This is a genomic window from Pseudomonas sp. LBUM1658 (genome assembly GCF_059716055.1).
In genome coordinates this window covers 3,791,943-3,812,316 of the sequence record NZ_CP166798.1, presented here as the reverse complement: position 1 = coordinate 3,812,316, position 20,374 = coordinate 3,791,943, and the positions used below count along the sequence as shown (strand labels likewise).

The 20,374-nt window shown below is 60.6% G+C and carries 18 protein-coding genes and 4 pseudogenes; 16 read left to right on the top strand and 6 right to left on the bottom strand.

Going from position 1 to position 20,374, the window contains the following annotated elements; genetic code table 11:
* Positions 1–133: 133 nt before the first annotated feature.
* The 3 genes and pseudogenes from ACA064_RS17385 to ACA064_RS17375 all read left to right on the top strand — a co-directional run.
* Complete coding sequence (locus ACA064_RS17385) at positions 134–1,330, top strand: MFS transporter (protein ID WP_497669227.1); 1,197 nt, start codon at positions 134–136, stop codon at positions 1,328–1,330.
* Positions 1,331–1,404: 74 nt separating this feature from the next.
* A pseudogene (locus ACA064_RS17380) lies at positions 1,405–1,875 on the top strand (nitrilase-related carbon-nitrogen hydrolase); the annotation flags it as partial.
* A 2-nt stretch (positions 1,876–1,877) separates the two neighbouring features.
* Positions 1,878–2,150 (top strand): annotated as a pseudogene (locus tag ACA064_RS17375) (helix-turn-helix domain-containing protein); the annotation flags it as partial.
* 30 nt (positions 2,151–2,180) lie between these two features.
* Here ACA064_RS17375 and ACA064_RS17370 read toward each other — a convergent pair.
* The 4 genes from ACA064_RS17370 to ACA064_RS17355 all read right to left on the bottom strand — a co-directional run bounded on the left by ACA064_RS17370 (position 2,181) and on the right by ACA064_RS17355 (position 6,317).
* Entirely contained in the window at positions 2,181–2,543 is a 363-nt protein-coding gene (locus tag ACA064_RS17370) for a cupin domain-containing protein (RefSeq protein WP_497669226.1), read from the bottom strand.
* Positions 2,544–2,579: 36 nt separating this feature from the next.
* Positions 2,580–3,974, bottom strand: coding sequence for an NAD(P)/FAD-dependent oxidoreductase (locus ACA064_RS17365; protein ID WP_497669225.1), 1,395 nt, complete (start codon positions 3,972–3,974; stop codon positions 2,580–2,582).
* Positions 3,975–4,001: 27 nt separating this feature from the next.
* On the bottom strand, positions 4,002–5,285 hold the full coding sequence (locus ACA064_RS17360) for a glycosyltransferase (protein WP_497669224.1): 1,284 nt from the start codon (positions 5,283–5,285) through the stop codon (positions 4,002–4,004).
* A gap of 99 nt (positions 5,286–5,384) precedes the next feature.
* On the bottom strand, positions 5,385–6,317 hold the full coding sequence (locus ACA064_RS17355) for a GntR family transcriptional regulator (RefSeq protein ID WP_497669223.1): 933 nt from the start codon (positions 6,315–6,317) through the stop codon (positions 5,385–5,387).
* Positions 6,318–6,511: 194 nt separating this feature from the next.
* Between ACA064_RS17355 and ACA064_RS17350 the strand changes: the two genes are divergently transcribed.
* The 11 genes from ACA064_RS17350 (at position 6,512) to ACA064_RS17300 (ending at position 17,509) form a co-directional block, all read left to right on the top strand.
* Positions 6,512–7,567 carry a polyamine ABC transporter substrate-binding protein gene (locus ACA064_RS17350; RefSeq protein WP_497669222.1) on the top strand — a complete coding sequence of 352 codons (1,056 nt, stop codon included), beginning with the start codon at positions 6,512–6,514 and terminating at the stop codon, positions 7,565–7,567.
* 106 nt (positions 7,568–7,673) lie between these two features.
* On the top strand, positions 7,674–8,534 hold the full coding sequence (locus tag ACA064_RS17345; RefSeq protein WP_497669221.1) for an ABC transporter permease: 861 nt from the start codon (positions 7,674–7,676) through the stop codon (positions 8,532–8,534).
* Positions 8,531–9,337 (top strand): ABC transporter permease, encoded by an 807-nt coding sequence (locus ACA064_RS17340; RefSeq protein WP_497669220.1) that lies wholly within the window; start codon positions 8,531–8,533, stop codon positions 9,335–9,337. The genes ACA064_RS17345 and ACA064_RS17340 overlap by 4 nt, the downstream gene beginning before the upstream one ends.
* On the top strand, positions 9,330–10,409 hold the full coding sequence (locus tag ACA064_RS17335; RefSeq protein ID WP_497669219.1) for an ABC transporter ATP-binding protein: 1,080 nt from the start codon (positions 9,330–9,332) through the stop codon (positions 10,407–10,409). The genes ACA064_RS17340 and ACA064_RS17335 overlap by 8 nt, the downstream gene beginning before the upstream one ends.
* A gap of 32 nt (positions 10,410–10,441) precedes the next feature.
* Positions 10,442–11,725 carry a nucleotide disphospho-sugar-binding domain-containing protein gene (locus tag ACA064_RS17330; protein ID WP_497669218.1) on the top strand — a complete coding sequence of 428 codons (1,284 nt, stop codon included), beginning with the start codon at positions 10,442–10,444 and terminating at the stop codon, positions 11,723–11,725.
* Positions 11,718–12,086 carry a cupin domain-containing protein gene (locus ACA064_RS17325; protein WP_497669217.1) on the top strand — a complete coding sequence of 123 codons (369 nt, stop codon included), beginning with the start codon at positions 11,718–11,720 and terminating at the stop codon, positions 12,084–12,086. Before ACA064_RS17330 ends, ACA064_RS17325 begins: the two co-directional genes overlap by 8 nt.
* Positions 12,087–12,112: 26 nt before the next feature.
* Positions 12,113–12,457, top strand: coding sequence for a cupin domain-containing protein (locus tag ACA064_RS17320; protein ID WP_497669216.1), 345 nt, complete (start codon positions 12,113–12,115; stop codon positions 12,455–12,457).
* Between the two features lie 5 nt (positions 12,458–12,462).
* Entirely contained in the window at positions 12,463–13,521 is a 1,059-nt protein-coding gene (locus ACA064_RS17315; RefSeq protein WP_497669215.1) for an aminoglycoside phosphotransferase family protein, read from the top strand.
* A 14-nt stretch (positions 13,522–13,535) separates the two neighbouring features.
* The gene (locus ACA064_RS17310) at positions 13,536–15,044 is read left to right on the top strand and encodes an aldehyde dehydrogenase family protein (RefSeq protein ID WP_497669214.1); all 1,509 of its coding nucleotides are present in this window, start codon (positions 13,536–13,538) and stop codon (positions 15,042–15,044) included.
* A gap of 31 nt (positions 15,045–15,075) precedes the next feature.
* Positions 15,076–16,038: an NTP transferase domain-containing protein gene (locus ACA064_RS17305; protein WP_497669213.1), complete on the top strand. Its 963-nt coding sequence runs from the start codon at positions 15,076–15,078 to the stop codon at positions 16,036–16,038.
* Positions 16,031–17,509, top strand: a complete 1,479-nt coding sequence (locus tag ACA064_RS17300; protein WP_497669212.1) for an aldehyde dehydrogenase family protein — start codon at positions 16,031–16,033, stop codon at positions 17,507–17,509. The genes ACA064_RS17305 and ACA064_RS17300 overlap by 8 nt, the downstream gene beginning before the upstream one ends.
* 52 nt (positions 17,510–17,561) lie before the next feature.
* Here ACA064_RS17300 and ACA064_RS17295 read toward each other — a convergent pair whose 3' ends face one another.
* Together ACA064_RS17295 and ACA064_RS17290 are read right to left on the bottom strand one after the other, a co-directional pair.
* On the bottom strand, positions 17,562–19,007 hold the full coding sequence (locus tag ACA064_RS17295) for a PAS domain-containing HWE histidine kinase family protein (protein WP_497669211.1): 1,446 nt from the start codon (positions 19,005–19,007) through the stop codon (positions 17,562–17,564).
* 384 nt (positions 19,008–19,391) lie between these two features.
* Positions 19,392–19,613, bottom strand: a pseudogene (locus ACA064_RS17290) (hypothetical protein); the annotation flags it as partial.
* On the opposite strand from ACA064_RS17290, the pseudogene ACA064_RS17285 reads away from it, so the two are divergent.
* Together ACA064_RS17285 and ACA064_RS17280 are read left to right on the top strand one after the other, a co-directional pair.
* Positions 19,613–19,795: pseudogene (locus ACA064_RS17285) on the top strand (methyl-accepting chemotaxis protein); the annotation flags it as partial. The pseudogenes ACA064_RS17290 and ACA064_RS17285 overlap by 1 nt on opposite strands.
* 256 nt (positions 19,796–20,051) lie before the next feature.
* The gene (locus ACA064_RS17280) at positions 20,052–20,267 is read left to right on the top strand and encodes a TOBE domain-containing protein (RefSeq protein ID WP_497669210.1); all 216 of its coding nucleotides are present in this window, start codon (positions 20,052–20,054) and stop codon (positions 20,265–20,267) included.
* Positions 20,268–20,374: the final 107 nt, after the last annotated feature.

The following is a 20,374-nucleotide window of genomic DNA, read 5'->3' as shown; positions in this document are numbered from 1 at the left end:
GTCCGGGATTGTCGCTTGTCCGTCGATTACGATGAGAACCGGCTCATCACCAGTTACACATGGAAGTTCTGGTAGGCATAACGGCTTGAAGCCCCTGGCATACACTTGTGCTGTGATTCCACGGAGCAGGAACATGTCCAGGACAACCGCTACACGTAGCATCCCCGGCACGGTGTGGGCGTTAGGCTTTGTAAGTCTGTTCATGGACTTGTCTTCAGAGATGGTCCATAGCCTGCTGCCAGTATTTCTGGTGGGCACTCTCGGGGTCAGCATGATCACCTTGGGTCTGATCGAGGGTATTGCCGAGGCGACGGCCCTGATCGTTAAAGTCTTTTCAGGCGCCATCAGCGATTACTTCGGACGACGCAAAGGTTTGTTGTTGCTCGGTTACGGACTGGCTGCGCTCTCCAAGCCGCTATTCCCCTTGGCCCACACCGCGGAAATGGTGTTCACCGCGCGTTTTCTGGACCGGATTGGCAAAGGTATTCGCGGCGCCCCACGTGACGCTCTGGTCGCTGACGTATCGCCACCGCAGATCCGTGGAGCCTGCTTCGGCTTACGTCAATCCATGGACACCGTGGGTGCCTTTCTCGGGCCGGCAGTGGCGATCGCATTGATGTATGTGTTCCACGAAAATATCGCGCTGGTGCTTTGGATCGCCGTGATACCCGCCTTGGTGGCGGTCAGTCTGATTGTCGTGGGTATCAATGAACCGGAGCACGCCGGGCCAGGTCCGGCACAACGTTTTCGTTCACCCATTCGGCTGGGACTGCTTCACCGGTTTTCTCCAGCCTACTGGCAGGTGGTGATAGTCGGCGCGTTGTTCACCCTTGCGCGTTTCAGCGAGGCGTTCCTGGTCTTGCGCGCTCAACAAACAGGGCTGTCCGCGACTTGGGTGCCGCTAGTGATGGTGGTGATGGCCTTGTTCTACACGCTCTCGGCCTACCCGGTGGGTAAGCTCTCCGATCGTGTGAGCCGCACCCGTCTGCTCGGGGGCGGATTGATACTGCTAATCCTGGCCGATCTGGTGCTGGCTCACGCTGAGTCGATCAGCATGCTGATGCTCGGCGTCTCATTGTGGGGTCTTCATATGGGATTCAGTCAGGGGCTGCTGGCGACTCTGGTCGCTGACACGACTCCCGCCGGGTTGAAGGGCACTGCATTCGGGATTTTCAATCTGGTGAGTGGGGTTTCAATGCTCCTGGCAAGCGGGGTGGCGGGGCTACTGTGGCAAACCTATGGGTCAGCAATGACCTTCTATGCCGGGGCAGTGTTTTCCGCGGTCGCGTTCATGCTGCTACTGGTACGACCTAAAAGGTTGGGTATATGACATTGCGGTCGTAATATTTCGCTCGTAATATTTCCTCATTGACCGCCAAAGCTCATTCACTGAGGAACGCCATTATGACCATCATCAAAGCCGCCGCCGTCCAAATCAGCCCCGTGTTGCACAGCCGTGAAGGCACCGTGGATAAAGTCGTGCAGAAGATTCTCGAACTCGGTGAGAAGGGCGTGCAGTTCGCCGTCTTCCCGGAAACCGTTGTGCCGTACTACCCGTATTTCTCCTTTGTCCAGTCGCCTTTTCAAATGGGCGCGGAACATCTCAAGCTGCTGGACCAGGCGGTCACCGTACCTTCAGCCGCCACCGATGCCATCGGTGCCGCTGCCAGGCAAGCGGGGATGGTGGTGTCCATCGGCGTAAATGAACGCGATGGCGGCACCCTCTACAACAGCCAATTGCTGTTTGATGCTGACGGTACCCTGATCCAGCGCCGGCGCAAGATCTCCCCGACTTACCACGAACGGATGATCTGGGGCATGGGCGATGGCTCCGGGCTGAAAGCCGTCGACAGCGCGGTGGGCCGCATCGGTCAACCTCCGATCTGTCGGTGGAAGATTTGGCCGAGGCAGCCAATCTAAGCCCCCGGCAATTCAGTCGGGTATTTCACGCAGAGACCGGGCAATCACCGGCTAAAGCCATCGAAAATCTGCGGGTGGAGTCGGCGCGGTTGATGATGGAGTCCGGTCGACACTCCATCGATGTGGTGGCCACCACCACTGGATTTGGCGACCGGGAGCGTATGCGTCGGGCCTTTCTCAGGGCTTTTGGTCAGCCGCCACAGGTGATCCAGCGCGCGAACCGCTGCTGACACAATGGCCGGTTGTTCGGTGGGGAAAGCTCAATTCACAATCACATAAACCTTTCTGACATCAGTGAGGTTTTCCCAGGTGCCCTTGAAACCCGCAGCCACCACGAACGTGCTGCCTGCCTCGAACGTGCGGCTGTTGCCGTCTGCGTCGGTCAGGCGGACTTGTCCTTCCAGCAGATGGCAAAGTTCGTCGTAATCGCAGGCGCAGAACTCCTTGTGTGGGCCTGCTTCCCAGAAGCCGGCAGTCAGCTGTTTCTGGTCGTTGCTGAAATGGCGCCAGGTGGTGCTCTGGTAGGGTTTTTCGAGGATCTGTGGATCGCTGATTTCGCGGGTCAGGGCTTTTGTCGGTTGAGTGGCGAAGTCGGTGACGAACGCGGGCATTCTGCGCGGCATGAGGCGCTCCTTGGGGTGACGGTTCTTTTGGCTGAATCAGGAGTCGAAACCGACCCCGAAGACGTCGAGGGTTTTCAGCAGCAGGCTGCGCTCCCCGGTACGGTCTTCGTGGGCCAGGGCGCGCTGCGCAAGGCTGACGCCGATAAACCGCAGCGGTTCCGGTGGAAAACGCACCGGCGCCCGGCTGAGCATTTTCAGGCGGGTGCGTTGGGTGTCCTGGCCGTCCAGCAGATCAAGCATGGTCGCCGCGGCGAAGCGGCTGGCGGAGACGCCTTGGCCGGTAAAGCCCATGGCGTAAGCGATGCGTCGGTCGTCAGTGCTGCCGGTGAACATCGTCGTGCGAGCCGAAGAATCGATGATGCCGCCCCAGGCGTGGCTGAAGCTCACGTCGCGCAATGGCGCGAAGGTCTGCTGGAACTGCTCGGCCAGGCGCACGAAGGTTTCCGGGCGCTGGGTCAGGTTTTCATCCAGCTTGCTGGCAAAGGGGTAGATGGCATCGTAGCCGCCCCAGAGGATGCGGTTGTCGGCGGTCTTGCGCAGGTAGTGAAACTGATTGCCCGAATCGGCGATGCCGTAACGCTGGCTCCAGCCGATGGACTGCAGCTGTTGTTCCGTCAGCGGCTCGGTGGTCAGCGCGAAGTCATAGATCGGAATGACGGTCGATCGCAGCTGTGGCAGCAACGAAGGAAAAACATTGGTCGCCAGCGCCACCCGGTCCGCCTGAACGCTGCCGTAGCCTGTGCGCAACAAAACGCCATCGGCCTGTGGCTCGAGGCTTTCCACCGGGGAGTGCTCGTACAGTTCGATGCCCTGTTCGATACAGCTGCGCCGCAGTTCCCGGACCATTTTTGCCGGGTTGAGCAGCGCGTAGTTCGGTTCGAAGAGCCCGGCGCTATAGGTCGGCGAATCGAGATAAGGCTTGAGCGCCGAGCCTTCCAGATAGGTGCATTCAATGCCGGCTCGCTGATACTTTTTTTGCAGTGCGCGCAGCCCTTCGACTTGCCACTGCGTGGTGGCGACATTCAGTTTTCCCGTTCTTTCGAATTCGACCTCAAGACCAAGACGCCGGATATCCTGTTCCAGCTCGTCGAGATTCTCCCGGCCCAGGCGGATCAACTGGTCCGCTTCCTTCGGCCAGCGTTTCATCGCATTGGATACGCCGTGGGAAATGCTCGGTGCGCAGAAACCGCCACTCCTGCCGCTCGCCGCGGCGCCGCAAGTACGACCTTCCAGCACGACGATCCGCGCCGCAGGCTTGCGCTGGCGAGCCAGCAAAGCGGTCCAGAGGCCGGTAAAACCGCCGCCGACTATCACCAGCTCGGCGCTGATTTCACCGGTCTGCCGCGAGCAAGGCTGGGCAGGAGCATCGACGTCCAGCCAATAAGGCCTGGGGATCGCGTTCTTGAGGCTGTGCAAGGCTGAATGGGTCATCGCGGACTCTTGTTGTGGTGATATTGGCTAGGTGCTGGGCAACGCCAGGATCGCGCGCGCGGCGATCTCGGTGCCGCGGGTGGCTTGCATGCGGGCGCTCAGCGTCTTCAGGCGCTGCCGCATCGGCTGGTCGGCCAGCAGCTGTTCGAGGGCGGCGGGCAGGGCGGCCAACGGATCGGCGAAGCGCGGCAAATACCGACCGACGCCGACCTCCTCGGCGCGCGCGGCATTGTCGTGACCGTCCCAGCAATACGGAATGATCAGCGACGGCAGGCCGAAAAACAGCGCTTCGCAGAAACTGTTGTTGCCGCCGTGATGAATGAATAACTGGCACTCCTTGAGCACCGCTGGCTGCGCAAACCAACTGTCGAGGTAAACGTTATCCGGGACAGTGGTGTACATCTCGCGGTAGGCGCCCACATTGATCAGGAAGCGGTAGGGCAAATGTTCGATGGTGCTGATCAGGCGTTTCATCATGTCGGCATCGGCGGCGCCCAGGCTGCCGAAACTGACATAGATCAGCGGCGCCTCGTTGTGCCGGGGGAAATCGGGAACGATGTAAGGCGCCTCGCGGCGTACGCAGCCGTCGAGATAAACATACTTCTGCGGATCCAGCGGCTGTTCGCGTTCATAGCGCACTGGCGTCGGCGAAAGCAGCAGGTTGAGCCATGGCGAGTCGACCAGAAACTGCCCGGGCGGGCAGGGCGCGGTACCCGTGCTGGCGAGAAAGCGCGAGAAGCGCCCATGGGCCGCTGCGACTGCGATTTGGTAATGCTCGACAAAGCGCTCGCGACCCGCAACGTCAGTGCTGCGGCAGCCCGACAAATAAGGCGGTACGGCATTGTCCGGCAGTTCGGTTTCGGCGCAGGAGACCACTCTGACCCAGGGGCAGCCAGCGTTGGCGATAGCCGGGAACATCACCACGTTATCGAGGACGATGGCATCCGGCTTGAGCCTGGCGAGCAGTTGCTGCAGCGGTTTTTCCGCCTCGATGGCGGTATCGATGATCGCTTCCCAGGCCGGTGCGACATAGCTGTCAATCTGCTCCAGCGGCGTCTGGTCGAAGTAGGGAATATTGCGCTCGATGAAGCGCTCCCAGTAATGCTGATGTTCGGCCGCGGACAGCGGGCTGGTTTGCGGAATGGGGTATTCGGCGAAGCCGTACTCGGCGAAGATTCCTTGAAAATGCCCATGGCAAATGAACACCGGTTTAGCCCCCAGTTCGCGCAGCGACTGGGCGATACCGATGCAGTTCAATGCCGCGCCGAAACTGGCTTCGGGGAACAGGGCGATCAGTTTTTGTGTGCTCATGGCGAAGGAACGTCCGTAGCGGGTAAGCCCCGCCTTTCCTGAAGATGATTTAGATGCTGTCTTATTTTATAAAAAAAAGCACCAGAATTTTTTGAAGGCTCAACGGCGTCCGAACGGATGGCCTTGCGGGATGCCGCGGTTGGCGGTTTGCGGTCGCTGGGCGGCGGACAGGCGCAGGTGCAAGCGCATCAGGTCAGCGGCAATCTCCATCTGGCCGCGCTCGATCTGCGCGATGATTTGCAGGTGTTCACGCAGCGCCTCTTGCAGGCGGTGCACGCTGACGGTCGGCAGCAGGTTGGGCAGGCGTCGCAGGCGTTGATGCTGAAGCAGGGAGTCGCCGATAAAGCGGTTGCCGCAGCTCTGGGCGATGAGTTCGTGGAAGCTGATGTCCAGTTCGCGAAACTGCTGGATATCGAAGTCTTCCACGGGTCTTGCCAGCAGGGTTTCCATGCCGCCGCGCAGCAGCGACAGGCGTTGCGGGTCGGCGTTGAAGTTCGCGCCGAGCAGCGCTTCGGGCTCGAGTGTCAGGCGGAATCTCAGGCTTTCTTCGAGGGCCGCGAGGCTGTTCAGCGACGGGCGAAACAGCCAGGACTGGCCGGGGCCGCGCTCGATGGCCTGGCTTTCGCTGAGTTGGGTCAGGGCTTTTTGTGCGGCCGGACGGCCGATGTCATAGCGGCGCATCAGCTCGCTGATGCTGATGCTGTCGCCCAGTCGACCGGCCATGCGATCGCGCAAGACCGAGGTGGCCAGTTCTTCCTCCTCTGCCTGGGGCAGCGCGCTATTGAGCGTCTGGCCCGCGGGCGCGGCGACGAGTCGATAGCCTTTGCCGGGCTCAAAGCTCAGCAGGTTTTCTTCCAGTAGCACCTTCAATGCGCCGCGAACTAGGGTGCGCGATACCTGGAAGGTTCGGGCCAGGGCCTGTTCCGAGACAGGTTCGCCGACCGCCAGTCCGATTTCCTGAGTATGTTCAAGAATGCGGCGCGCCAGTTCCAGGTGGTTGGTGCGGGGTTTTTTCTCGGTTGTCGTGCTCAAGCGTGTGGTCTCTTCTCGGTCGCTTTGGACTCATGCGCCCATCTTATGCCATGCGCGGCGCGTCAGTCAGGCGCAAGAAAATGATTGACATCTTTCTGTGCTGGTCCTAATTTCTAAAAAAAAACACAGCAACACGTTTCTTTCTTTGCCGTACTGCCTTCGATCACAACAATAACAGTCGTCAGGTGAGCATTATGAGAAAGCTGAAAGACCTTCTGTGCGCAGGATTGGCCGTTTCCATAGGAATGGCCGCCTCGGCAGCAAGCGCCAAGGACATGGTGATTTCCATCTGGGACGGTTACATGGCCCCTGATGCACTGGACAAGTTCAAGGCGGCCAGTGGCGTTGAGGTCGACAAGGCCTTGCACGCGACCAACGAAGAAATCATGGGCAAGCTGATGGCGTCCGGCGGAGAAGGCTACGACGTTGTGTTCGTTTCATCGCCCTTCGCCGAAGTCCTGCACAAGCAGGGGCTGTTGGCAGACATCGATCCGGTCAAAGTCCCCAACCTGAAAAACCTCTACCCCGAAGCGACCCGCCTGGAATATGACCCCGGCAATCACTTCTCGGTCCCCTACACCTGGGGTACCACGGGCATCTGTTATCGCTCCGACAAGGTCAGTCCCGCCCCCCAAAGCTGGAACGAACTGCTCAACCCCAGTGACGCCCTCAACGGCAAGGTAACGATGCTGGCCACCGACCGCTGGATGCTCGGGGCGGGTTTCCTGGCCAAGGGCTGGTCGGTCAATGACGGTGACAGCAGCCATATCGCCGCCGTCCGTGATCAGCTGACCGCCACCAAGAAACGCATTCTCGCCTTCGACGACACTACCTTCTATTCCAAGCTCGCTTCCGGCGAATCGCTGATGGCGCATGCCTGGGATGGCTGGTGCAACTATGGAACCCAGGCCAACGCCGCCATCAAGTTCGTGGTGCCCAAGGAAGGTTCCGACCTGTGGGTGGATACCATGGTGGTACTCAAAAGCTCGAAGCATCAGGACCAGGCATTCAAGTTTGTCAACTTCATGCTGGCCAGGGAAAACCACGTCTGGGTGGCGGAAAACATCCTCTACAAAATACCGAACCAGGCCGCAATGGCCGGTTTGTCCGCCGACCTGCTCAAGCAATACCCGAACCTGACAATCGCCCCCAGCGACTTGTTGAAGATGGAGCAATTGCGCGATCTGGGCGGCACCACGCAGAAGGCCTACACCCGGGCCGTCACCGAGATCATGGCGGCACAGAACTAGCCACACGGGCCACCCGGCCCTCGTCCGGTTCTGAACGAGGCATGCCACTGCATGCCTCGCCACTCTTCGCAAGCCACCCTGTGTCCGGGGTTGGAGGATATTCGTAATGAGTGCATTGCATGCTGACAGGCGTCTGTCGGCCTGGCTGCTCACGCCTGGCTTGGGCTGGTTGCTGGTTTTTCTGGTAGTGCCGTGTGTGTTGGTGTTGGTCTACAGCTTCGTCGAGCGCGGTGCCTATGGCGGCATCGACTGGGTGTTCAGCTGGGAAAACTACCAGCGCGCCTTCGATCCGCTGTACCTCGGAATTTTGCTCAAGTCGGCGAAGATCGCCGGTCTGGCGACCCTGTTTGCGGTGCTGATCGGCTACCCGGCGGCCTATGCGATTGCCCGTGCGCCACGTCGGCGCCAGGCAGTGTTTCTGTTTCTGGTGATGTTGCCGTTCTGGAGCAACTACCTGATCCGCACCTACGCCTGGATCGTTCTGCTCAACCGCGAAGGCCTGATCAACCGCCTGCTGCAATTGCTGGGCTACAGCGGTGAGCCGATCAGCCTGCTGTACACCGAATCGTCGGTGGTGCTGGGGCTGGTCTACAACTACATCCCCTTCGTCATCCTGGCGATCTTCTCTTCGTTGTCACGCATCAACAGCGAGCTCTGGGACGCCTCCAAGGACCTCGGTGCGTCTGGCTGGATGACGTTCCGGCGAATCATCCTGCCCCTGAGCGTGCCCGGCATCGCCGCCGGCTCGGTGTTCGTCTTCGTCCTCAGTATCGGCAACTTTATCACCGCCGACCTGCTGGGCGGCAAGCAGGTGCAAATGGTCGGTAACCTGATCTATTCGCAATTCCTCACGGCGCGGGACTGGCCGTTCGGTGCGGCGCTGAGCTTCTTCCTGATCGCCATCATGCTGATCCTGTTGTTCATCCAGGCGTTGATCGCGCGCCGTGCCGAAGGAGGCCGCTCATGAGCCAGCCACGTTCCCCCGGCACTGCCGCCCTGAGTGCGCACCTGGGGCTGGTCTATGCCTTCCTCTATGTGCCGATCCTGGTGCTGATCCTGCTGTCGTTCAACAAATCGGGGTTGCCCACCGCGTGGGGCGGTATCTCGTTCAAGTGGTACGTTGCGCTGGCCCACAACACGGCGATTCTTTCCGCGGCACTCAATACCCTGATCGTGGCGCTGTCGGCGACCGTCATTGCCTGCGTGCTGGGGACTTTCCTCGCATTGGGCGTGGAGTTGCGGCGCAAGGGCAACGACAAGGGGCAGGTGGTGGATACCTTGCTGATGGCGCCGATGATCATTCCCGACATCGTGCTGGCCATTGCGCTGTTGAGCTTTTTCAATCTGCTCAAGGTCGGCCTGGGCCTGCATTCGATCATCGTCAGCCATGCGGTGTTCAACATCGCCTTCGTCTGTGCGGTGGTGCGCACCCGGCTCAAGCATTTCGACTACTCGATTCTCGAAGCCTCCATCGACCTCGGTGCGAGCTGGTTCACCACGTTCCGGCGGGTGTTGCTACCGGCGATTTTCCCCGGCGTGCTGGCGGGAGGGCTGCTGGCGTTCACCCTGTCGGTGGACGAATTCATCATCGCCTTCTTCAACTCCGGTTCCGGCCAGGCCTCGACCACATTGCCGATGCAGATCTACGCGATGATCCGCTTCGGCGTCACTCCGGAAATCAATGCCCTGGCGACGCTGGTGATGCTGGTCAGCATCACCGCGCTGCTGGCCTCGCAGCGTCTCAACAAGGCTCCTCGCACCCATGAATAATTCTTCTGCGGTACTGATCCTGGATAAGGTCAGCAAGTCCTATGGCAACGCACCGGCGGTCGACGAGGTGTCGTTGAATATCCGCGAGAACGAGTTTTTTGCACTGCTCGGACCCTCCGGCTGCGGCAAGACCACTTTGCTGCGCATGCTCGCCGGCTTCGAAACACCAAGCTCCGGCTGCATTTACCTGGATGGCCTGGACATCTCGCCGCTGCCGGCCAACAAGCGTCCGTTGAATCTGATGTTCCAGTCCTATGCACTGTTCCCCAACATGACGGTGCGCAAGAACATCGCTTATGGCCTGGAGATGGAGCGCCTGCCGGAGTCGGAAATTCGCCGGCGGGTCGACGAGGTGCTGAGCACTGCGCAACTCGGTGAACTGGCCGAGCGCAAGCCCGATCAGCTTTCCGGCGGTCAGCGCCAGCGGGTTGCCCTCGCTCGAGCATTGGTCAAGCGGCCGCGGGTGCTGCTGCTCGACGAACCCTTGGGCGCGCTGGATAAAAAGCTCCGGGAAAAGATGCAGCTGGAGCTCAAGCGCCTGCAACACGAGAGCGGCATCACCTTCATTATCGTCACCCACGATCAGGAAGAAGCGCTGGTGATGTCCGACCGCATGGCCGTGCTCGACGGTGGCAAGGTCTGCCAGTGCGGCAGCCCGACCGAACTCTACGAAAACCCCAACAGCCGCTTCGTCGCCAACTTTATCGGGGTCAGCAACCTGTTCGAAGGCCTGCGCTCGGGCGAGCAGCGAGTGCTGGTCAGGGGGCAGGAGTTGAAGGTCGAGGCGCAGCCGGGGGCGGTGCGAGGTGAAGCGGTGGCCGTGGTCGTGCGCCCCGAACGTCTGCAAGTGCTGGGAGAGCAGGCCAGCGACTGCGACAACCAGGTCGAGGGGCGGATCGTCGAAGTCGCCTACCACGGCCTGGACACCAACCTGCACGTACAAACGGCCCTCAGCGACAAGGCACTGATTGTCCGCGTGCCGTCCTCGCAGTTCGAGTTTTCGCACTTTTCCAGCGGCATGAACATCCGGCTGGGCTGGCTGGCCCGGCATGCCCGCGTACTGACTCACTAAACAATAAAAAGACCAGGCAGGAGTACCTCTCGATGAAACAGAAAGTGATCGCCTTCTTTCCGGAAGCCGCTTATGGCCCGGCCCTGAATTCGGTCGGCATCGCCCAGGCATGCGAGGCCCTCGGGCACAAGGCGGTGTTCCTCACCGACCCGGGCATGAGTGGTGTGTATGCCGGCTATGGCTTCGAAGAGCACATGGTGAACATGTCGGCGCCGATGCCGGCCGAGGAGATGGCGCGCTATTGGGTCGACTTCATCAACGGGCATATCCCGAACTTTCGCAAGTCGCCGCTGGAGCAGATCGACAACTATGTGAAGGAGTGCTGGGCCGCCATCGTCGACACGGCCAAATGGGCACAGAAGGACCTGCCGGCGGTGCTGGACAAGGTCAAGCCTGACTTGATTTGCGTCGACAACGTGATTCTGTTCCCGGCGATCAAGCAATACGGCAAGCCCTGGGTGCGGATCATTTCCTGCTCGGAGAATGAGATCGAAGACCCGGACATCCCGCCGCACCTGTCGGGCATGAGCATCGATGACAAGGCCGGGCATGCACAATTTCGTCAGCGCTTCGAAGAAGTGGTGGGGCCGATTCACCAGGACTTCAACCGGTTCCTCGAGGCCCATGGCGAGCAGCCGTATCCGTTGGGCACCTTCTTCGAAGCGTCGCCGTACATGAACCTGCTGCTGTATCCGGATGCGGTCAAGTTCGAGCGGCGTCATCCGCTGCCGGCCGAACGTTTCCATTACCTGCAAGGGTGCGTGCGCAACGACACTGCGTATGAGATCCCCGAGTTCCGCGCCAACAACGACAAACCGTTGCTCTACGCCAGTTTCGGCAGCCTCGGTTCTGGCGATGTCGAGCTGCTCAAGCGGCTGATCGCGGCCGTCGGCAAGCTGCCCTACCGGGCCTTGTTCAATGTCGGTGAACACCTCGACGAGTACCCGGATCTACCGGACAACGTGCAGATTTCCAACTGGTTCCCGCAGCCCTCGGTCATCGCCCAGGTCGACGCGGTGATCCATCACGGCGGCAACAACAGCTTCACCGAATGCCTGTTCTTCGGCAAACCGGCGATTGTCATGTCCTACGTCTGGGACGGTCACGACAACGCCATGCGCGCTGAAGAAAGTGGTCACGGCTTCAAGCTCGACCGTTACCAATGGACCGAGGCGCAGCTGGCGCAAAAGCTGGCGGCTTGCCTGGGCGACGAGTCGATGCGCCAGCGCTTGCAAACCACCAGCGCCCAGATGCAATCACGCAAGGGCCCGGAAGGCGCTGCGAAAATTCTTGATGAGGTACTCAAACGTGACTGAGCAAAACACCACGGCGGGCACCACGCCGTTCCTCGAAGCCGTGAGCAGCCGCACCGATCTGGTGGATTGGGGGGTGCAAAGCGACGCCGTCGAAGGCGTCTCGCATTCCAGCGGTCGCTTGCTGTTCAAGGGGCCGGACAACCGCCCGGAAACCGGGTTGTGGGTCTGCACCCCGGGGCGCTGGAGGCTGTCGATTCCCCGTGACGAGCTGTGCCATTTCATCAAAGGACGTGCCACCTACCGTAATGACGACGGTGAAGTGATCGAGGTCCACCCCAATACCCTGGTGCTGTTCCCGGCCGGCTGGACCGGCGAATGCCACGTCCGGGAAACCCTGCGCAATGTCTACATGCTGGCGTGAAGCCTGAACTTTTTGGAGAGTGACCAATGACTACCCCGTTTTTGTATGACCCGCTGAACATCACCGACACCAAGGATTGGGGGGTGATCCCGACCATGCTTGAAGGCGAGTCCAGGGTGTCTGGCGTGGTGCTGCACAAAGGCCCTGAAGGCCAGTCCGAATGCGGCCTGTGGATCTGCACCCCAGGCAAGTGGTTTTGCCATGTGACCAGTGACGAGTTCTGCCATTTTCTGGAGGGTCGTTGCACCTATGTGCATGAGTCCGGCGAGGTGATCGAGATCAAGCCCGACACCATTGCCTTCTTCCGCAAGGACTGGAAGGGCGTCTGCACCGTCCATGAGACGGTGAAAAAAGTCTACATGATCCGGTGAACGACATGACTGATGCAGTTCAATCGCTGACGTACGCGCCAGCGCCACGTGCCGCTGCGCGGGAGGCTTTTCTGGCCCGTGCCGGGTTCGCCGGCATAGCCCTCGAAGCCTTGCCGGCAGATGCGTCGAGCCGGTGTTATTTCCGTCTGGCTGATGGCGCAACCTTGCTGATGGATTCGCCGCCGGCCAGCGAACCCTTGGGTCCTTATCTGCAAGTCGCCCGTTACCTGCAGCGCCTGGGGCTGTCGGCGCCGAACATCCTCGCCGCCGATGAAGAGGCTGGCCTGGCGCTGATCGAAGATTTCGGTGAGGGCACTTATACCCGGCTGCTGGCGGCCGGCCATGGGGAAAGGGCGCTGTATCGGCTGGCCGTCGACACCCTGGTCGAACTGCATCGGGCACCTGCTATGGGTGCCGACGAGCTGCCGCCCTACGATGCGGCCCGGTTGGCTGACGAGTGCGTGTTGTTCATCGATTGGTATGCGCCGTTGCTGATCGGCAGCGAGGCGGCCAAGGCACTGCGCGAGCCGTATCTACAGCTGTTCGCCAATGCTTGCGCCGAGGTGGCAGGACGCCGTGAGGCGCTGGTGTTGCGCGATTTCCATGTCGACAACCTGATGCTGCTCGAAGGTCGCAGCGGCGTCGCCGCCTGCGGCTTGCTGGATTTCCAGGACGCGCTGTTCGGGGCCTCGGCCTACGATCTGATGTCGTTGCTCGAGGACGCGCGGCGCGATGTACCGGAAGCCTTGCGTATCGCCTTGTTGGCCCATTACCTGGTGCAGCGGCCGCAACTGGACACCCAGCGCTTTATCAACGACTACCGGATCCTGGCCGCACAACGGCATGCCAAGGTGCTGGGGATTTTTGTCCGGCTGGCCTGGCGCGACGGCAAGCGCGGCTATCTGGCACACCTGCCGCGAACCCTTGGGTTGTTTGCCCGGGCCCTCGATACCCAAGCGCTGCATCCGTTGCGCGAGTTCCTCGACCAGAACCTGCCGGGCTGGCGCGACGGATTGCCGCCAGCGGCGCTTGATCGACTTGCCGGATGCCGACCCCTTTCTTGACCAAGGAATTTCCCATGGCGACTTTTCACTGTGACACCGCGTTGCGCTTCATCAACCCCGAGTACCTGGCACCGGCCAGCCGCCGTTTGCGCGAGATCTTCGATCCAGCGACGCTGGAACGCGTCGGGCAGATCGGCCTGGGTGACGAAGTCGATGTGCAAGCGGCCGTCGACGCTGCCAACGCGGCGCAAAAGCAATGGCGCAAGATCGATGCGAAAAGCCGCGCGGCGCGCTTGCATCAGTTGGCCAACACCATCGAGCAGTCCATCGAACGTAACCGCGAAGTCGCCCGGCTGATGACCCTGGAAATGGGCAAACCTTTTCCCGAGTCCATGGGCGAACTGGCCAACTGCGCACCGATTTTTCGCTACTACGCCGAGATGGCCCGGGACGACGCCGGCAAGGTCGCCGGCACCACGCAGATCGGCTCGTTCCAGCATGTGCGCTACGAGCCTTATGGCGTCAGCGTGCACATCATGCCGTTCAACTTTCCGATCCTGCTGATGTGCTGGACCGTCGCCGCCTCACTGGCCGCGGGTAACGCCTGTATCGTCAAGCCGGCAGAAGCCACCACCCTCTGTACCCTCAAGTTCATGGAACACTTCACTTCGCTGCTGCCGGGGCTGATTTCCTGTGTGCCGGGCGATGCACTCACCGCGCAACTGCTGGTGCAGTCGGCGGGCACCCATGCGGTGGCCTTTACCGGCAGTGTTGCGGCTGGCAAGGCGGTGGCGGTGGCCTGCGCCGAACGGATGAAGCCCTGTGTAATCGAGGCCGGAGGCAGTGATCCGTTGATCATCTCCCGGCACGCGCCGCTGGACGTGGCGGCGGCGGGTGCGGTGACGGCTGCGTTCCACCTCAGCGGGCAGATCTGCACCTCGGCGGAACGCTTCTTCGTGGTCGACGAGATCCATGATCGCTTTGTCGCCCAATTTTCCGAGCGCACCCGGGCATTGCGTATCGGCCATGGTCTGGAGCGCTCGGAGATCGGTCCGATGGTCAGTGAGGCGGCGCGCGACAAAGTCATTCGTCTGGTGGACGACGCGCTGGCGAAGGGCGCAACTCTGGTGTGCGGCGGGCGGATTCCGCCGGACCGGCCCGTCGGCTGGTTCTATGAGCCGACCATCCTCACCGGCGTTACCGCCGAGATGGCGATTCTGCATGAGGAGTGCTTCGGGCCAGTGGCGGCGATTTGTCGGGTCAACGATTTCGACGAGGCCGTGCGCCTGGCCAACGATTCGCCCTTCGGGCTTGGCGCGTCGTTGTTCTCCACCGATCTGGCCGAAGCGATGGAGGCCGCCGAGCGACTGGAAGCCGGTATGGTCTGGGTCAACAATCCGCTGATCGATAACGACGCGCTGCCGTTTGGCGGCTGGAAAATGTCGGGCCTGGGGCGTGAACTGGGTCGTCAGGGCCTGGAAGCCTTCCGCCGTTCGAAGATGGTGATCATTGATCATCAGCCGCGCATCCAGGACTGGTGGTATCCCTATGCCGATGACGTGTTCTACCGCGAACCGGCCTGATCCGCTCCCTTGAACGAAACAGGAAGACAGCATGAGCGAAAATTATTCGTGGCCGTCCCTCGCGGTGATACTGGCCGCCGGGCAGGGCACCCGCATGTGTTCGGCGCTGCCGAAGGTCATGCACCCGGTGGGCAACCGGCCCTTGCTGGGGCATGTGCTGGCCGCCACTCAGGACGCCGGCATCGAGCGTCTGGCGGTGGTGTTGGGGGCGGGCAGTGACGAGGTTGCCGACTACGTTCATCAGGTGGCACCGGGCGCGCAGCTGTTCACCCAGCATGAGCGGCTCGGTACCGCCCATGCGCTGTTGGCGGCACGGCCGGCCCTGGCGTTGGAGCAGGGCTGCGTGCTGGTGCTGTTCGGCGATTCGCCGTTGATCAGCGCAGCGACCCTGGAGCGTTTGCGCCAGGCCCTGGTCGATGGCGCGGCGGTGGCCGTGGCCGGGTTTCATAGCGCCCGGCCAGGTCCTTATGGACGCCTGCTGATCGAGGATGGCCGGCTATTGGCGATCCGCGAGGCCAAGGACGCCAGCCCGCAAGAGCTTGAAGTGGATTTCTGCAATGGCGGAGTAATGGGGTTGCGCGCCGACAGCTGTCTCTGGCTGCTGGAAAGGATCGGCAACGACAACGCCCAGGGCGAGTACTACCTGACGGACGCCGTGGCGCTGGCCGTTACCGCCGGGCTGCAGGTGACGGCGGTGGAAGTGACCGAAGAGGAAGTGCTCGGGGTCAACGACCGCGAACAGTTGCACGCCGCAGAACAGGTGTTCCAGCAGCGTCGACGTCAGGAAATGCTGCAGGCCGGCGTCAGTCTGGTGGCGGCGGATACGGTGTTCTTCAGCGCCGATACGCAGTTGGCGGCCGATGTCCGGGTCGAGCCTTGCGTGGTGTTCGGTCCTGGAGTGAGCGTCGGCCAAGGGGTGCGTGTCGATGCCTTCAGCCGGCTGGAAAACGTCCGTCTCGAACGGGCACTGATCGAAGGAGTTTGCCATGGGTGACTATGAACGGCTCTATATCGGTGGCGAATGGGTCGCCCCGCTGCACAACGGTCGATTCGACACCCTCGATCCGAGCGACGAAAGCCTTCTGGCCCGAGTCGCGGCGGCCACCGCTGAAGACATCGACCGGGCCGTCGCGGCGGCGCGCAAGGCCTTTGACCAAGGTGACTGGCCACGCTGGTCGGGCGCGCAGCGCGCGGTGGTCTTGCGGCGGATCGCCGAGGGCATTCGGGAGCGTCAGGATGAGCTGGCAGCGCTTGAAGTGCGCGACAACGGCAAGCCATTGCCGGAAGCCCTGTGGGACATCGCCGATACGGCGGGCTGTTTCGAGTTCTATGCCGATCTGGCCGAAGCCTCGGACCAGCAATCGGAGCAGTCCATCGCGCTGGCGGACGAGCGTTTCAGTTGCGCGGTGATCAAGGAGCCGGTCGGGGTCGTGGCAGCGATCATTCCGTGGAATTTCCCGATGTTGATGGCGTCCTGGAAAGTCGCGCCGGCCCTGGCGGCCGGCTGCACCCTGATACTCAAACCCTCGGAACTGACGCCACTCACGGCCCTTGAACTGGCCTCCATCGCCCATCAGGCAGGCTTGCCAGCCGGTGTATTGAATGTCGTCAGTGGCCTGGGCGGCGATGCCGGAGCGCCACTGGCCGAGCACCCGGATGTGGACAAGATCGCCTTTACCGGCAGCGTGCCCACCGGCCGCCGGATCATGCAGGCGGCTGCTGCCGAGATCAAAAACATCAGCCTGGAGCTGGGCGGCAAATCGCCCCTGGTGATCTTTGCCGACAGCGACCTGGACGCGGCGGTGGAATGGATCATGTTCGGCATTTTCTGGAATCAGGGGCAGGTCTGTTCGGCCACCTCACGGGTGCTGGTGGAACGGGCGTTGTATCCGGCGTTGCTCGAGAGATTGATCGAAGCCAGCGCACGGATTCGTATCGGCCAGGGTTTCGAGGATGGCGTGCTGCTCGGGCCGCTGGTCAGCCAGGGGCAGCTGGACAAGGTGCTTGCGGCCATTGCCCAAGGCCAGGAGGAGGGTGCCCGACTGGTTTATGGAGGGACTCGCCCCGGGCATCTGCACAAGGGCTATTACCTGACCCCGGCGATCTTCGCCGACGTGCCGGAGCACAGTGCGGTATGGCGCGAGGAAATCTTCGGCCCGGTGGTTTGCCTGCGGGCCTTCGACAGCGAAGACGAAGCCTTGCGTCAGGCCAACGATTCACCGTTCGGCCTCGCTGCGGCCGTGATGTCGCAAGATCTTGTGCGCTGCCAGCGAGTCGCTCGGCGCTTGCGCGCGGGGATTGTCTGGGTCAACTGCTCGCAGCCGACATTCGTCGAGGCGCCCTGGGGCGGCTATAAACAGAGCGGTATTGGTCGCGAACTGGGTGAATGGGGCTACAACAATTACCTGGAGACCAAGCAGATCACGCAATATAACGGTGGCCCTTGGGGTTGGTACCTGAAATAGCGACTGCGCCTGGTCGTCGCGATAGCAAGGCTTATGAGGAAATGATCGATGGCTACTGGGTGCCAAAGGAGCTTTTTGCAACCACTAGCCTGATCGACAGACCCTCGCGCTTCCAGTCACGGGTAATTTCGCCGCCAAGCTGACCACGTACCGTCGCCTTGGCGAGCAGGCTGCCAAAACCGATACCAGCGGGCGCCTGGTCAATCACAGGCCCGTTTCTTTCGCTCCACTCGATGCTGAACAGATCCCCGATCTCGCTGCAGTAGATCTCCAAAAAACCTTCGGGTGAGGAGAGGGCTCCATATTTTGCGGCGTTTGTTGCGAACTCATGCAATAACAGTGCGAAGCTCGTTACTGCACTACCGGCAATCGAGATGTCCGGGCCGGTAACGAAAGCGCGTGATTGGCAGTTGTCGTCTCCATCTGCATAAGGCGCGACGATCGTTTGAATCAGCGTATGTAAGGTTGTTGGCTGCTCGCTGTTGAAACCATGGGCGATGGTCAGCGCGTGGGAGCGCGCCAATGCGTTCAGCCGCGCACAAACGGCGGAGGCGAGTTCCGCGGGCGTCGTGGCCGAACGGGCACTCAGCGATACAACGCTGTTAGCCAGCGCGAACAGATTCTTCACCCGGTGATCCATTTCCCTGATGAGCAGATTTTTCTGTTCTTCTGCCTGTCGGCGTTCAGTGATATCGCGGGCGATCTTGGCCGCGCCGATGATCCGGCCCTCGCGGTTTCTGATGGGTGAGATGGCCAGGGATATCTCGACAAGGCTGCCGTCCTTGCGGCGTCTGATGGTTTCATAATGTTCGATGCGCTCGCCTCGACGGATGCGTTCCAATATGCCCGGTTCTTCATCTTGTCGATCAGTGGGAATGAGCATGGCAACCGGTTTGCCGATGGCTTCTTCGGCCGTATAACCGAAGAGCCGCTGGGCTCCACTGTTCCAGTTGATAATCGTCCCGTTCAGGTCCTTGGCGATAATTGCATCGTCGGAGGATTCGACGATCGCATCATGTCTGCGTGCGGCTTCGTCGGCGATCACCTGGTCGCTGAGATCGACCAGCATGTTAACGGCGCCGATGAGGTTTCCAGTCGTATCGAAGATCGGCGAGGGGAACGCCCGAAAGCGAATACGCATGCCATCCGGGCGCTCTGCAATGGCCTCGAGCCCTCTGACCGGGCGCCGTTCCTTTAATGCTATGGCCATTGGGCATTCGGCGTGGGGCAGGGGACTGCCGTCAGGCCAATAGAGCTTCCAGGAACCGCAAAACTCGCTTTTCCCCAGATTGGGACTAACCCCCCATAGAGAAACCGCGGCTGTATTGAAAAAAGTTATCAGCCCGTTCGCGTCCGTGGTGTAAACGGCCTCGGGCAGGGCTTCAAGGATGTCTTGCACGCCCATTTCGTGAGTGGCTGGCAAACCCAGGCCCTTGTTTGTGAGGTTATAGGAAGCCTCGCAAGCGGTGTCGGGTTCATCAATCGGTATGTGGCTCATTCCAGACTCCGTTACGTGGCGGCACTCCTTGCTTGGGCTTACCCTGATCACCTGATTCAGCAGGAGACAACGCGCTGGGAAGTCATGGAATATGACAGTGCGCTTAAAAGAGAATTCAACAGTATCGCATAGTGAATCGGGACCCTGAATCCGGTTTGAATCAGCGCAGGTTTGTTCGAATGCGCACGGACGACCGGGCTGGCCAGTAGCGACGCGATAAATTTAATGTAGGTCAACTTATGGCGGATTGGCTTCTACTGAAAGAATTTTTTTCGAATGAGCCGCCTATGCCAGCGGCTCCACCGAGGTGCCCGTCCAGCGGTTGATATCCGGTAGGCTGGTGCAATCCCTGTAGCCGCTTGCGCAGCGGCTACAGGGGACTCGTCAGAAGTAGTAGCCAATATTGATATTGGTCCGGTAGTACCAATCATTGCTGCCGACCGAGCTGGTGCTGGTAAAACCAGTGCCGTTTTCCGCTCCGCCGTAGGGGTTGGCGTTTTTTGCCCAGGTCAGGTCGACCCCGGCGATGATCGGCATGGCCAGGAACTGCGCGCCGACGGTATACATCTGCGAATCGTCCCAGCCACTCTTGTCTTTCATCATGCGACATCACCCGCACTATCGGTGAACAGAGCCTGGCCAGTAATGAAATCGCCCATCAGGTGGAAATGATTGCCGGCATGTCCGAAGGCAACAGCCTGATCATCGGCCAGACAGTCGCGACCACCGATGAACTGTCCACTCTGGCGGGCAAGCTTTCGCTATCGGTAGACCGGTTTCGTCTCTGATCCATTGACAGGTGTTGATCATCGGATCGGCGCCCGTGCAGGAGCTGCCGCAGGCTGCGATCTTTTGATCTTGATCTTCGAGGGGTTTCAATATCGCCAAAAGATCGCAGGCTTCGCCAGCTCCTACGATGAATCTCATATTCTATAAAGATATAAACAAATCATTATTTATTCCTTTTGTTGTCGGCGCATAAGATGCACTTTAAAGACCTGCACATCAGTGCGGACTGCCCAACAACAGACAGGAAGCCTCATCATGACCATTAAAGCGATCAACGTCCGCAACCAGTTCAAGGGTATCGTCAGAGAAATACTGGAAGGCTCGGTGGTCTCTGAAATCGAGGTGCAGACGGCTTCTGGAATCGTCACCTCGGTCATCACCACCCGTTCAGTGCGCGATCTTGATTTGAAAGTCGGCAGCGAGGTCATCGCCTTCGTCAAATCCACCGAGGTCTCGATCGCCAAGCTCTGAAATTGTCGAGCCTCTGTAGGAGCAGCCGGTCGACGCTCGATTGCTCGCGATGGACGTTAACGATGACGCGGGTTTCCTGATTACACGCGGCGCTCTCAAGTCCATCG

Excerpts from the sequence above, each read along its gene's own strand:
- ACA064_RS17385 (WP_497669227.1), top strand. The coding sequence starts at position 134 with ATGTCCAGGACAACCGCTACACGTAGCATCCCCGGCACGGTGTGGGCG.
- ACA064_RS17370 (WP_497669226.1), bottom strand. The coding sequence starts at position 2,543 with ATGCCGCGCAGAATGCCCGCGTTCGTCACCGACTTCGCCACTCAACCG.
- ACA064_RS17365 (WP_497669225.1), bottom strand. The coding sequence starts at position 3,974 with ATGACCCATTCAGCCTTGCACAGCCTCAAGAACGCGATCCCCAGGCCT.
- ACA064_RS17360 (WP_497669224.1), bottom strand. The coding sequence starts at position 5,285 with ATGAGCACACAAAAACTGATCGCCCTGTTCCCCGAAGCCAGTTTCGGC.
- ACA064_RS17350 (WP_497669222.1), top strand. The coding sequence starts at position 6,512 with ATGAGAAAGCTGAAAGACCTTCTGTGCGCAGGATTGGCCGTTTCCATA.
- ACA064_RS17345 (WP_497669221.1), top strand. The coding sequence starts at position 7,674 with ATGAGTGCATTGCATGCTGACAGGCGTCTGTCGGCCTGGCTGCTCACG.
- ACA064_RS17340 (WP_497669220.1), top strand. The coding sequence starts at position 8,531 with ATGAGCCAGCCACGTTCCCCCGGCACTGCCGCCCTGAGTGCGCACCTG.
- ACA064_RS17335 (WP_497669219.1), top strand. The coding sequence starts at position 9,330 with ATGAATAATTCTTCTGCGGTACTGATCCTGGATAAGGTCAGCAAGTCC.
- ACA064_RS17330 (WP_497669218.1), top strand. The coding sequence starts at position 10,442 with ATGAAACAGAAAGTGATCGCCTTCTTTCCGGAAGCCGCTTATGGCCCG.
- ACA064_RS17320 (WP_497669216.1), top strand. The coding sequence starts at position 12,113 with ATGACTACCCCGTTTTTGTATGACCCGCTGAACATCACCGACACCAAG.
- ACA064_RS17315 (WP_497669215.1), top strand. The coding sequence starts at position 12,463 with ATGACTGATGCAGTTCAATCGCTGACGTACGCGCCAGCGCCACGTGCC.
- ACA064_RS17310 (WP_497669214.1), top strand. The coding sequence starts at position 13,536 with ATGGCGACTTTTCACTGTGACACCGCGTTGCGCTTCATCAACCCCGAG.
- ACA064_RS17305 (WP_497669213.1), top strand. The coding sequence starts at position 15,076 with ATGAGCGAAAATTATTCGTGGCCGTCCCTCGCGGTGATACTGGCCGCC.
- ACA064_RS17300 (WP_497669212.1), top strand. The coding sequence starts at position 16,031 with ATGGGTGACTATGAACGGCTCTATATCGGTGGCGAATGGGTCGCCCCG.
- ACA064_RS17295 (WP_497669211.1), bottom strand. The coding sequence starts at position 19,007 with ATGAGCCACATACCGATTGATGAACCCGACACCGCTTGCGAGGCTTCC.
- ACA064_RS17280 (WP_497669210.1), top strand. The coding sequence starts at position 20,052 with ATGACCATTAAAGCGATCAACGTCCGCAACCAGTTCAAGGGTATCGTC.